General features: G+C 70.9%; 8 protein-coding genes. 6 read left to right on the top strand and 2 right to left on the bottom strand.

Annotated features, from left to right (window positions below; genetic code table 11):
- Positions 1-132 precede the first annotated feature (132 nt).
- On the top strand, positions 133-2766 hold the full coding sequence (locus AB0I28_RS30285) for a toxin TcdB middle/C-terminal domain-containing protein (protein ID WP_357499049.1): 2634 nt from the start codon (positions 133-135) through the stop codon (positions 2764-2766).
- A gap of 85 nt (positions 2767-2851) precedes the next feature.
- Complete coding sequence (locus AB0I28_RS30280) at positions 2852-3322, top strand: MarR family transcriptional regulator (protein WP_357499047.1); 471 nt, start codon at positions 2852-2854, stop codon at positions 3320-3322.
- Positions 3323-3328: 6 nt separating this feature from the next.
- Here the strand turns inward: AB0I28_RS30280 and AB0I28_RS30275 are convergent, their stop codons facing one another.
- Both AB0I28_RS30275 and AB0I28_RS30270 read right to left on the bottom strand, forming a co-directional pair.
- A complete protein-coding gene (locus AB0I28_RS30275; RefSeq protein ID WP_357499045.1) occupies positions 3329-3865 on the bottom strand; it encodes a hypothetical protein in 537 nt (178 codons plus the stop codon).
- 105 nt (positions 3866-3970) lie between these two features.
- Positions 3971-4861, bottom strand: a complete 891-nt coding sequence (locus AB0I28_RS30270) for an LLM class flavin-dependent oxidoreductase (protein WP_357499043.1) — start codon at positions 4859-4861, stop codon at positions 3971-3973.
- A 296-nt stretch (positions 4862-5157) separates the two neighbouring features.
- On the opposite strand from AB0I28_RS30270, the gene AB0I28_RS30265 reads away from it, so the two are divergent.
- From AB0I28_RS30265 to AB0I28_RS30250, 4 genes are all read left to right on the top strand, one after another.
- Positions 5158-6027: a hypothetical protein gene (locus AB0I28_RS30265; RefSeq protein WP_357499041.1), complete on the top strand. Its 870-nt coding sequence runs from the start codon at positions 5158-5160 to the stop codon at positions 6025-6027.
- A 40-nt stretch (positions 6028-6067) separates the two neighbouring features.
- The gene (locus AB0I28_RS30260) at positions 6068-6580 is read left to right on the top strand and encodes a helix-turn-helix domain-containing protein (protein WP_357499039.1); all 513 of its coding nucleotides are present in this window, start codon (positions 6068-6070) and stop codon (positions 6578-6580) included.
- A gap of 42 nt (positions 6581-6622) precedes the next feature.
- Positions 6623-9109 (top strand): S8 family serine peptidase, encoded by a 2487-nt coding sequence (locus tag AB0I28_RS30255; RefSeq protein ID WP_357499037.1) that lies wholly within the window; start codon positions 6623-6625, stop codon positions 9107-9109.
- Positions 9110-9409: 300 nt separating this feature from the next.
- Complete coding sequence (locus AB0I28_RS30250; RefSeq protein WP_357499035.1) at positions 9410-12898, top strand: M20/M25/M40 family metallo-hydrolase; 3489 nt, start codon at positions 9410-9412, stop codon at positions 12896-12898.
- Positions 12899-12904: the final 6 nt, after the last annotated feature.

Below are 12904 nucleotides of genomic sequence, written 5' to 3'. Positions count from 1 at the left end.
CGGTCGCCAAGAGGGTGTTGCCTGGGTGTGGACGGGCCACGGCGGTGCCGGAACCTCATCACCGTGGTCCGTCTCTCGGTCATCGAGACGCTTGGGGAGGCGGCAATGCGCGGGGCAGAGGTCACACGCCGCGTGTCCGCCCGTACCGCGACATGGCTGCACGACGGGCTGGATCCCGACCGCACCGGCTACCACCCCGCCGCCGCGCCCCTCGCCGGACCGCTCCTCCCCGAGGACCTGACCGCCGACGAGCGTCACGCCGTCGCCGGACTGCTCGACGGCCGCCTCCTGCGCACCGAGGTCTACGGCGACGACGGCTCCGAGCGGGCCGCCTTCCCCTACCTGATCACCGAGCACCGCTACGGCGTCCGCCGCGGGCGGGCCGGCGCGCTGCTCGTCCATCCACTGGAGACGGTCACCACGCACGTCGAGCGAGCTCTCGCCGACCCCGACCCGAGAGTCGTGCACGACCTCGTGCTGTCGGTCGGCGCCTGCGGGACGGTCCTTGAGTCGGTGCGGATCGGCTATCCCCGGCTCATTCCCAAGCAGCCCGGCCAGGAGGTCGCGCACGTCCTGCTCACCCGGCGGCGGACCACCGACAGCGAGCGCCCGCCCGGCGCGATCGCCGAGACGCTGCGCTTCGAGGTGACCGGGCTGCGCGCGGTCCCGGGGCGCCGGTTCACCGTCGCGGAGCTGCGGGAGGCGGTCGCGGCGAGCACCGTCGTGCCCTACGAGGGGGTCGCGCGGCCGGATCGGCTGCGGCACCGGCTGACCGGACACGACCGCGTCCTCTACTGGGACGACGACTTCACCGGGCCGCTGCCGCTGGGGCGTTCGGGCTCGGCGGCGCTGGCGCACAGCGCGTATCGCCTGGCGCTGACGCCGGGCCTGCTGGCGGAGGTGTTCGCCGAGCGGATCGACGACACGGCGCTGGACGCCGCCGGCTATCTGCGCGACGACGAGGGCTGCTGGATCCCGGCGGACGCGCCACGGGCCGGCGGGGTCGAGGAACGCGGTGTCGCCGGTGATCCGGGCACCCGGCTGGAGCGGGATCCGCTCGGCCGGGTCACTCGGGTCGAGCACGCCGACGGCACTGTGTCCGAAGTGGACTATCACGCGTGGCGCCGGGAGCACTGGGACGCCTGCGACACCGTGCTGTCCTCGCGCTGGTACGCCGATCGCGGATCCCCCGACCCGCTGACCGACGAGCCCGAGGCGCCCGAACTGCGGGCGGCGTGGCTCGCCGCGCACCACGCCGACACGCCGGCCACGACCCATCTGGGTCCGCTCGGCCGGGAGATGATCGAGGTCGTCGACGCCGACGGCCTCGACCAGTTCACCACCCACACGCGGCTCGACGTCGGCGGCAACGTCCTGGAAGTGCTCGACGCGCGCGGGACGGTCGCACTGACGCGGGTCGTCGACCTGCTGGGCCGTGAGCTGCGGGCGGTGTCGCCGGACTTCGGGGAGCGTCTCACCCTCCCCGACGCCGCCGGCCGGCCGGTGCGGTCGTGGAGCGGTGGCGGCGAGATGGTCGTGCGGACCTTCGACCACACCGGGTCCGCGTGCGAGACCTGGGTTCACGACGGCGCGGGCCGGATGCTGTCCGAGCTGGTCGTGCGGGCCGAGGCGGGTTGCCTGCTGGTGTTCGACCAGGCCGGGATGGCGCGCGTGACGCGCCGCTCGGTCGCGCGCAGGCTGCCGCGCGACCACCGCTCCCCACCCGACTGGAGCCCGCTGGCCGGGCTCGATGCGGCCGCTGCCGAAAGGGTCGCCGAGACCTTGCTGGAGGCCGACGGCTATGAGCTGGAAACGATTCAGGACGGCGACACGCGGCACGTGCGCTGCCCCGACGGGACCCGGGTCACGCGGCGGCTCGACGAGTCGGGGCGGCTGAGCGCGCTCTTCGAGACGCCGCCGGAACACGACCGGCCGGTGCCGGTGATCGCGCACGTCAGGCGTGACCCGGCGGGCCGGGCACTGCTGATCTCCTACGGCGACGGCACGGCGGTCCGGAGGGCCTATGACCCGATCGGGGCGCTGGTCGCCGACGGGCCGGCACGCTACAGCTACGACGCGCTCGGCAGGGTGCTGCGCGCGGAGGGTCCGTCGGGGATCCTCTGCCGCTCCTATGACGCGGTCGGCAATCCACTGTCGACGGTCTACACCGGACCGGACGGCGCCCCGCCCAGGATCGTGCGCTTCCATCACGCCGAGGACCCCGAGACCGGTGAGCCGTTGTCGAACCGGCTGGTGGCGCACAGCACGCCGGCCGACGCCGAGGGCGTGTTCTCGGCGCTGGTCGAGTACGACGAGCGCGGGAACATGACCGAGGTCCCGCATCTGCCGGGCGCCCTGCTGTCCTGGGACCACGCCGGGCGGCTGTGCCGGATCGACTTCGGCGACGGCCGCCGCGCCTTCTACGCCCACGACTCCGGTGGGACGCGGATCCGCGCGGTCGTCGAACATCCCGACGGAACCGTCGACGAACGTGTCCACATCGGAGACTGGACGCTGTCGCGCACCACGCGCGAGGGCGTCGTGGTCGCCGAGGAACGCGCCCTCGACCTGGTCGACGGCGCCGAGCACCTCGGCCGGGTCGACCTGGCCGTCGGCGCCGTCTCCCCCGAAGGCCGCGTGGCCGATCCGGAGACCGGTTTCGAGTTCAGGGGCTGCCGCCTGCTCGCCCCCTGGCTCGGCCGGAACCTCTCCCCCGGCTACGCCCACACCGGTCCGGTCGCCCCCGCCTGGCCACCGGACCGGTGAGCGGGGCGGTCGTCCCCGTGACCGCCCCGCTCCACATCCCCCGAGCTTTTGCGTTGGCCACGCCAACGATTCATAGACTGGAGACATGGACTCCACCGACGACACACCGCCGGCGTCGCTGCGCCGCCTGCCGTCCTGGCTGATCAACCAGGCCGCCGTGCACGCCCAGCGGCTCGTCAACGACCGCCTCGCGACCGCCGGCGCCCGCCGCTACCACTACTCGGTACTCTCGGCCCTGGCCGAGTACGGCGCCATGAGCCAGGCCGCCCTCGGACGCCACTGCCACCTCGACCGCAGCGACGTCGCCGGAGTGGTCGCCGAACTCACCGGCCAGGACCTCATCGACCGCGAGCCCGACCCCGAGGACCGCCGCCGCAACATCGTCACGATCACGCCGGTCGGCGAGCGCTTCCTCGCCGAACTGCGGGAACTGCTCGCCGGGGCGCAGGACGAGCTGCTCGCGCCCCTCGGCGGTGAGGAGCGCGAGCAGCTGACGGCGCTCCTGGAGCGCGTGGTCGGGCACCAGGCGGAGGTGCGGGGGTCGGGGTGGTCCTAGGGCGTCTCACGCCACCCGCGCCGCACGCCGCTCCTCGGCGGCCTTCGCGGCCTTCGCCGCCTTCACGCGGCGGCCGTGCGGGGTCATCCCCCACGGCTTGAGGATCGACAGGGCCAGCATGAACACGTAGGTGCTCAGCGCGACCGTCGGCGCGACGATCAGGTTGACGTCGACGACGGGCGTGCCCGCCGCGGCGAGCGCGGCCTTCTCGCTCAGGCCGGGCGACATGGAGAACGCGACCAGGCCGACGGTGATCATGGTGAGGACGAACTTGACCGCGACCCACTTGTGCCGCAGCAGCCCCCACGGCGTGCCCAGTGAGAGCACGACGCCGCTGATGAGCGTGGCGAGCGCGGCGGGTATGAGCACGTACTCGCCGAAGACGTCCATGGCCCGGTAGGAGAAGGTCACGATGTCGGGTGAGCCGGAGGTGTAGGCGCGCACGCCCAGCGCGAGCAGCCCGACGGTCAGGCCGAGCCATGCGGCGGAGGCGGCGGAGTGGACGACGACCGCGGCGCGGCGGGCTTTCCTGGTCAGCTGCATACCCGCAACCCTCGCGGGAATCGGGCTCGCGGTCGTCGCACGGCGGGAGTAACCACCTCTACGACATTTCGGCTACGGGTGGGCGCGCCGGGCGTACGGGGCCGGTCAGCGGAGCTGGTCGAGCCCTTCGACGGCGATGCGCTCGAAGGTCTTCACGTCGGCCTCGTAGATGGTGCCGGGCACCGGCCAGTGCAGGATGACCTCGGTGACGCCGAGTTCGCGGTAGCGGCCGGCGAAGTCGGCGAAGGCGTCGATGGAGTCCAGCGGCCGCTCGGGGCTCGACGAGGAGTGCAGCAGGACCTTGTGGAGTTCGGCGACGTCGCGGCCGCGCTCCTCGCAGGCGGCGGCGAGGCCGGTCAGCTGCTTCTCGACGACGGCCTGCGCCTCGGCGACGGTCTCATCGCCGGTGGCCTTGGGGTCGCCGTAGGTGATCCAGCCCTGCCCGTACTCGGCGGCCAGGCGCAGTCCGCGCGGGCCGGTGGCCGCGACGTGGAACGGAATGCGCGGCCGCTGCACGCAGCCGGGGATCATCCGCGCGTCGACGGCGGAGTAGAAGGCCCCCTGGAAGGTGGTCGTCTCGCGCGTGAGCAAGGTGTCGGTCAGGGCGAGGAACTCGGCGAAGCGGTCGGCGCGCTCGCGCGGGTTCCACGGCTGCCGGCCGAGCACGGTCGCGTCGAAGCCGGTGCCGCCTGCGCCGATGCCGAGGGTGAGGCGCCCGCCGGAGACGTCGTCGAGGGTCATGAGGTCCTTGGCGAAGGTGACCGGGTGGCGGAAGTTCGGCGAGGCGACCATGGTGCCCAGCCGGATCCGCTCGGTGGCCGAGGCCGCCGCGGTCAGGGTCGGCACGGTGGCGAACCAGGGGCCGTCGACGAAGCTGCGCCAGGAGAGGTGGTCGTAGGTGTAGGCGGTGTGGAAGCCGAGCTCCTCGGCGCGGCGCCAGACCTCGCGACCCTCGGTCCAGCGGTGGATGGGGAGGATGACGGTGCTCAGGCGCATGATCCGACGATACGGAGCGTCCCCGACATGTGGGACGCCTTCATCCCCACGAGTGTGGCTCAGATCACACTGACTCTAGTGTCGAAGACTATTACCCGAAAGTACCGGCGCGGTCACTCGTACGTGCCAAGGCAAAGCGGCAGAGCCGTCCCCGGACAGGCACTCGATGGGGTGAAACCTTTGCGGACCGACATTCCCGACTCGGTGCCCCCGAGCAGTACACATGGAAGATCCTGAATCGTCATGTCGCACTCGCTGTCCCTGTGACCTGCGTTTCCACCGCTTAGGTTGGTGCGGTGCCAAACGCCAGAGACAACGGAACCGGCCCCCGACGGCTCCAGTTCGCCGACAGCGGGAGAGCAAGTCACTCGGCCGCCCCTGCGACGGGCCGCCACCGCGCGGCGACCGGACGCCACCGCGCCTACGACGAACGGTGGTGGACCGTTCCCGCCGAGTACGCCAAGGGCGCCTTCGCCATCGGCGTCGACACCGCGCTCCACCAGCGCCGCCGCCTCGCGCATCTCGCGATCACCGGCGCGGTCGTGGTCGCCGCCACCGGCGTGGTCCACGTCCCCGCCCTCTCGGCGGCCGACTCGGCCCTCAAGACGACCCGGCTGACGGCCGTCCAGGTCGACGAGCTCCTCGACGCCGCCTCCCGCTCGGCCCCGCGCGAGGAGGAGCCGGCGAAGAAGAAGCCGAAGCCCACGAAGGCGGCCGACAGCGCGAAGGACCCCTCCCCGGTCGCGGGTCTGTCGGCCAAGCAGATGAAGAACGCCGTCACCATCGTCCGCGTCGGACAGGAGATGGGGCTGCCCAAGCGCGCCTGGATCATCGCGATCATGACGGCGATGCAGGAGTCGCGGCTGTACAACCTGGCCAGCTACGTCGTGCCGGAGTCCCTGGAGTACCCCCACCAGGGCACCGGCGCCGACCACGACTCGGTCGGGCTGTTCCAGCAGCGCGCCTCGGGCACCTGGGGAAGCGTGGAGGAGATCATGACGCCCAAGACCTCCGCCGAGGCCTTCTACCGGGGACTCAAGGGAGTCGACGGCTGGGAGGACATGGCGCTGACCTACGCCGCGCAGGCCGTGCAGATCTCGGCCTTCCCCGACGCCTACGCCCAGCACGAGTCGCTGGCACGGGAAGTCGTCGGCGCCGCGAGCTGATCCCCTTGACAAAGCGTCAAAGATCATTGACACTTCCTGCGTGCCCGTACCAGAGCAGGAGACGACCGCCTCGGCGGCGCAGTACAAGGCGCTGGCACACCCCTTGCGCCAGCGGCTGCTGTTCACCCTCGACGAACTCGACGAGGCGACGATCAGCCAGCTCGCCGCACAGCTCGGCACGCTCAAGGGCAACGTCGCCCACCACCTGAAGGTCTTGGAGGCGGCCGGACTCGTCGTCGTCTCGCGCACCAATACGGTGCGCGGCGGCACCGAGCGGTACTTCACCCGCACCACCAAACAGATCCACATCCCCCGCGAGACGGTCGACGCCATTCCCGGCGGCGCGGCCGGCATCATCCGGGCCGTCGCCGACGAGATGGCCGAGACCGAGGCGCCGGTGTTCCTCGGCGTCCGCCACGTCCGGCTCACCGCCGCCCAGATCGAGGCGCTGGTCGAGACGCTCCAGCACGTCGCCCATCCCGAGGACCTCCCCGACGCCGGTGCGGGCGAGCGCCGTTACGCCATCGCCCTGACCGTCTTCCCCACCCCGTAGCCCCCGGAGGACATCATCCACCCCGCCCTCAGAGCCGGGGTCGTGCTCACGGCGCTCGTCGCCGTGGCCACGCCCCTGGCCGCCCACGCAACCCCTCCCGTTCCCGCCGAGCCCGGCGCGACGGTGCTGCGCATCGTCGAGTTCACCGACGCGCCCGGCGCCCGCGCGCTGTCGTCCACGATGGACGGTCTCGACGCGAGCGCCGCCCAGCGCGGCCTCTACGTCGAAGAGGTCCGCCGCTACGACACCCTGTTCCCCGGTATGGCCGTGTCCGTGGACGCCGTGCGCGCCGGCGAGCTGGCCTCGCTGCCCGGGGTCTCTGCGGTCTACGAGGTCGACACCTACGCGCCGCCAACCTCCGATACCCTTCCGCCGCTGCCGAAGCAGGCGGAGACGACCCGCGACAACGTCACCGTCACCGACCTGACCGGTGTGCCGAAGGCCCATCGAGACGGCGCGACGGGCGAGGGCGTCACGGTCGGGATCATCGACAGCGGTGTCGCCTACGACCACCCGGCTCTCGGCGGCGGGAACTTCCCCAACGCGAAGGTCACCGGCGGCTACGACGTCGTTGACGGCGACGCCGACCCCTACGACTCCCCCAGCGCCGCCTCGGGCCACGGCACGCACGTGGCGGGCATCATCGCGGGCGACGGGCCGGACATGGTCGGCGTCGCCAAGGACGCCACGATCCACGCCTACCGGGTCTTCGGCGATGCGCGCCCGACCACCGACGACGTGATCCTGGAAGCCCTGGAGCGGGCCGTCGAGGACGGCGTCGACGTGGTCAACCTCAGCCTCGGCCAGGCCCAGTCGAACGTGCGCCAGGACGCACTGCTGCCGAGGGCGCTCGACGCGGTCGCCGCGCACGGCGTCGTGCCGGTCGTGGCGATCGGCAACGGCTTCGCCGGGCCGTTCAAGGCCGGCTCGCCCGGCGTCGCCGGGAACGCCATCACCGTCGGCAGCGTCTACTCCACGCAGTACGCCTACCAGGCCTTCACCACCGGCGACGGCACGAAGGTCCCGTTCAACACCTTCAGCACCGGACCCGCCGCGCCCTCGTCGGGCACGGTGTCCATCCTGGACGGCGGTCAGGTCTGTGCGCCTGCCGCGCCGGGTGCCTTCACCGGCAAATGGGTGCTGTCGTCGGCGGGCTCCTACCCCTGCACGCCGACCAATCTGGTCGCCAACGTCACCGCCGGAGGCGCCCTCGGCGTCCTCTACTTCGACGGCTCCGAGTGGGCCGATCCCGACGCGATCCCGACGGCGAACTTCTGGGGCGTGGCCGGCGAGATCCCGGCCGTGGCGATCAGCCAGAACCAGGCCCGCGCGATCCGGGCCGAGCTCGCGGCCGGCAAGGAGGCGAGCGCGACCTGGGGTTCCTACTGGGGCATCGAGGTCGCCGACGAGTTCAAGGGTCTTCCCGACGCCTCCAGTTCTTGGGGCCCGAGCCACGAACTGGACTACAAGCCCGACCTGGTCGCGCCCGGCGGCTACGTCTTCTCCGCGATCCCGCCTGGCGACGGGTACTACGGCGTGAAGTCGGGGACCTCCATGGCGGCCCCGCACGTGTCGGGAGCCGTCGCGGTGCTGCTCGCCGAGCGCGGCACGATGACCTCGGCGCAGGTCCGCGACCTGCTCCAGTCGACGGCGAGGCCGACCGCGCTCAGCGGCGACCCCGGCGCCGGGCTGCACCAGGTTGCCCAGCAGGGCGCCGGGCTGATCGACCTGCCGGCGGCGCTGGCGGCGAGCACGACGGTGTCCCCGGCGAAACTGCCGCTCGGCGAACTGGAGGGCAGGGCGCTCTCACGGACCGTCGTGCTCACCAACGCCTCCCGGCACGCGACGACCTACCACGTGTCCGCGCAGGACGCCCTCGGCGCCGCCCCGCCTTACACCGCCGAGTACCTCACGGTGAAGGCCGACGCGCGGGTCGAGGTGTCGAAGGACCGGGTCACCGTTCCGCCGCGCAAGTCGGTCAAGGTGACGATCACGGTCCGCCAGCCGCGCGGGGCCGTGGACGGGACGATCTTCGGCGGCTGGGTGACCTTCACACCGAAGCGGGACCACAAGGGACATCCGATTCGGGTGTCGTACATGGGAATCGCCGGAGACTGGCACAAGGTCTCGGCGATCAACCCGACCTTCACCGAGATCAACTCGACACTGGACAATCCGGCGCTGCGCCCGGCTTACTTCAGCTTCGGAAAGAACGAGCCGCTGACGATCACCGACCCGGCGGCGAGCGCCTGGCTGATGCTCTCGCACGGTTTCCCGACGCTTCGGGAACTGCGCATGGAGGTGCTCGACTCGTCGGGCCGCGTCGTCGCCACACCGGTCCGGGAGACCTGGGTCATCCGCAATAGCGGAGCGGGCACCGGAATGGACTTCTACGAGTGGAACACGACCCTCGCCGACGGAACGGCCGCCCCTGACGGCGTCTACCGGCTCCGGCTGGTCTTCGACAAGATCCTCGCCACCGGGGAACCGGAGACCTGGACCTCGCCGGAGATCACCGTCGCGCGCTGAACTCGGCCCGGCGTCGCACCCGCGTGTGCGTCGCCGGGTCATTACGTGATCGACGACCCGCCCGCACCCCCGCCGACAGGCCGTCTATTCAGTGACAGTGGCGAATTCGTACCGAATTGCGGCTTCGACATTCATTTTCAAAGATCGCTGACCTCGCGATCCGTCACCGCCGCACTCCGATCGATGCCGACGCACGAAAGCAAGCCCCCGCGTCCCACTGAATAACCGGAACCCACGGAGATCGGTTTTTCTGGTTGGCTTTCGAGCGCCGCAACAGCGGCGTCATCAAAGGAGCCCCCAATGTTAAAGAAGATGGTGACGGCCGGGACGTCCCTGGCACTCGTCGCCGGCGTGACGGTCGCCCTGACCGCCACGCCAGCAACGGCGGTGGAGACGGCGACCGCCGATCCGCTGTCCCTCGCGGTGGCGGCCGCGGACCGGGCCGTCACGAGCGGACTGGACGAACTGACCCGCGGGACCTTCGAGCAGTACGACCGCCGGCAGGTCATCCCCTGGGTCGACGACCTCTACTCGATCAGCTACGAACGCACCTATCGCGGGCTCCCCGTGGTGGGCGGCGACACGGTCGTCCTCGCCGACGGCGAAGGCCGCGTCCTTGAGGCCAACACGGCCACCAGCACCGCCATCACCGTGTCGACCACGCCCAAGGTCACCGAGGCCAAGGCCGAGTCCACTTCGCGGCGCGAGCTGACCAAGGTGGACGAGGTCGAGGCGCAAAAGCTCGTGGTGCACGTCGAGAACGACAAGCCGAGGCTCGCCTGGGAGACGGTCCTCAGCGGTCGCATCGAGAACGCGCCGAGCCACCTCACGGTCTACGTGGACGCCGCCAACGGCAAGGTCCTCTCGACCAAGGACGACGTCCGCTACGGACAGGGCACCGGTAAGTGGAACGGCCCGAACCCGCTGACGATCACCACCAGCCAGTCCGGCAGTACGTACTACATGCGCGACACGACCCGCTCCGGGCTGTCCTGCGCGCCCTACAACGGCAGCGTCTACTCCGGCCCCGACGACAACTGGGGCAACGGCGTGGGCACCTCCACCGAGACCGGCTGCGTCGACGCACTGTACGGGGCGCAGACCGAGTGGAACATGCTCAGCCAGTGGCTGGGACGCAACGGCCACAACGGGAACAACGGAAGCTGGCCCGTCGAGGTCGGCCTCAACCAGCAGAACGCCTACTGGGACGGCTCCGGCGTCACCATCGGCAAGAACACCGCCGGTGAGTGGATCACCTCGATGGACGTCATCGGCCACGAATACGGCCACGGCATCGACCAGTTCACGCCCGGCGGCGCCGGCCAGCAGGCCGGACTCGGCGAGGCGACCGGCGACATCTTCGGCGCCCTGACCGAGCACTTCGCCAACCAGTCGAGCACCTACGACCCGCCCGACTACCTCGTCGGCGAGGAGATCAACCTCGTCGGCAGCGGCCCGATCCGCAACATGTACCAGCCCTCGCTGGTCAACAACGACCCCAACTGCTACTCCTCGGCCGTTCCCGGCATGGAGACGCACAAGGCGGCCGGGCCCTTCAACCACTGGTTCTACCTGCTCGCCGAGGGCACCGCGCCCGGCGGCGGCAAGCCCAACAGCCCGACCTGCAACAGCTCGACGCTCACCGGCGTCGGCATCCAGACCGCCGGCAAGATCTTCTACGGCGGCATGCTCCTCAAGACCTCGGGCATGACCTACGTGAAGTACCGCACGGCGACCCTCCAGTCGGCCAAGACCCTCGACTCCACCTGCGGTCTGTTCAACAAGACGAAGGCCGCCTGGGACGCCATCACGGTTCCCGCGCAGTCGGCCGACCCGACCTGCACCGGCCAGGGCAACGACTTCTCCATCGCACTGAGCCCGGCCTCGGGCACCGTGCAGCCCGGCAACTCGGTGACCAGCACGGTCAGCACCACCGCCATCGGCACCCCCCAGACGGTCAACCTGACCGCCTCGGTCGCCGGCGGCACCGGTGTGACCGCCGCCGTCAACCCCACCTCGGTGACGGCCGGCGGTTCGGCGACGCTGACGATCACCGCCGCGGCGGGAACGACGGGCACCAGGACCATCACGGTCACCGGTACCGGCCCCACGACCCACACGGCCACCTACAACCTGTCGATCGGCACCACCAACCCCGGCGGCCCGCCGGACGTCAGCGTCGACAACGTCAAGGCCCACCTCCAGCAGTTCCAGACCATCGCGTCCAGCAACGGCGGCAACCGCCGCGCCGGCTCCGCCGGGTACACCGCGTCGGTCAACTACATCAAGCAGAAGCTCCAGGCGGCCGGTTACAACGTGTCCGAGCAGGCCTGCCCGAGCGGTAGCTGCACCTACCCGTCGAACAACCTGATCGCCGAGTGGCCGCAGGGCGACGCCAGTCAGGTGTACATGCTCGGTGCGCACCTCGACGGTGTCGGCGCCGGTCCGGGCATCAACGACAACGCCTCGGGCTCCGCGGCGCTGCTGGAGGTCGCCTTGACCCTGGCGCAGAAGAACCCGTCGCTGTCGAAGCGGATCCGCTTCGCCTGGTGGACCGACGAGGAGCAGGGCCTCAACGGCTCCGAGTACTACGTCAACGCCATCGGCTCCACCGAGCGCGCCAAGATCAAGTCGTACCTGAACTTCGACATGATCGGCTCGACCAACGGCGGCTACTTCATCAACCACGTCAACAGCGCGACGGCCACCCACCTCAAGGCCTACTGGACCTCGCTGGGTCTGGCCCCCGAGGAGAACACCGAGGGCGCCGGCCGCTCCGACGACTACTCCTTCGAGCAGGTCGGCATCCCCACCAGCGGTTACGCCGCCGGCGCGAGTGCCCGCAAGACCTCGGCGCAGGCCCAGAAGTGGGGCGGCACGGCCAACGCGGCCTTCGACCCCTGCTACCACGCCTCGTGCGACTCCTACCCGTCGAACATCAACAGCACGCTGCTCGACCGCGCCTCCGACGGCATCGCCTACTCCATCTGGAAGGCCGCCGTCACCGACACCCCGCCGCCGAACGACTTCTCGATCGGGGTGAACCCGGCCTCGGGTTCGACCGCGCCGGGCGGATCGCTCAACGCGACGGTCAGCACCTCGACCACCAGCGGCAGCGCGCAGACGGTCAACCTGACCTACAGTGCGCCGTCGGGCATCACGGTGTCGTTCAACCCGTCGTCGGTCACCTCCGGCGGCACCTCGGCCGCCACCATCTCGGTGGCCGCAGGAACCGCGGGCGGCACGTACACGGTGACCATCACCGGAAACGGCGCCGTCTCGCACAGCACCACCTACTCCCTGACCGTCACGGGTGGACCGGGCGGATGCACGGGCGCGGGTGACAAGATCACCAACGGCGGCTTCGAGTCCGGCGCGACGCCGTGGACCGGCAGCACCGGCGCCATCGGCGCCTGGGCCTCGCAGGGCCAGCCGGCGCACGGCGGCACCCGTTCGGCCTGGCTCTCGGGCTACGGCTACACCGCGACCGACACCATCAACCAGTCGGTGGCGGTCCCCGCGGGCTGCACCACGTCGTCGCTGTCGTTCTGGATCCACATCGACACCGACGAGAACGAGGCGGTCGTCTACGACCGCTTCACCGCGACCGTCGCCGGCACCGTCGTCAAGACGCTGTCGAACGTCGACGCGGCCAGTGGCTACGTCCAGGTGACGCTGCCGCTGGGCTCCTACGCGGGCCAGTCGGTCACCGTGTCGCTGAAGGGCACCGAGGACGCCTCGCTGCAGACCAGCTTCGTGGTGGACGACGTGACCTTCACGGTCAGCTAGACCGAT

It is taken from the genome of Phytomonospora sp. NPDC050363, assembly GCF_040655735.1.
Lineage (GTDB): Bacteria > Actinomycetota > Actinomycetes > Mycobacteriales > Micromonosporaceae > Phytomonospora.
The sequence above is the reverse complement of the archived record's forward strand: the minus strand, read 5'-3'. Positions and strand labels throughout refer to the sequence as shown.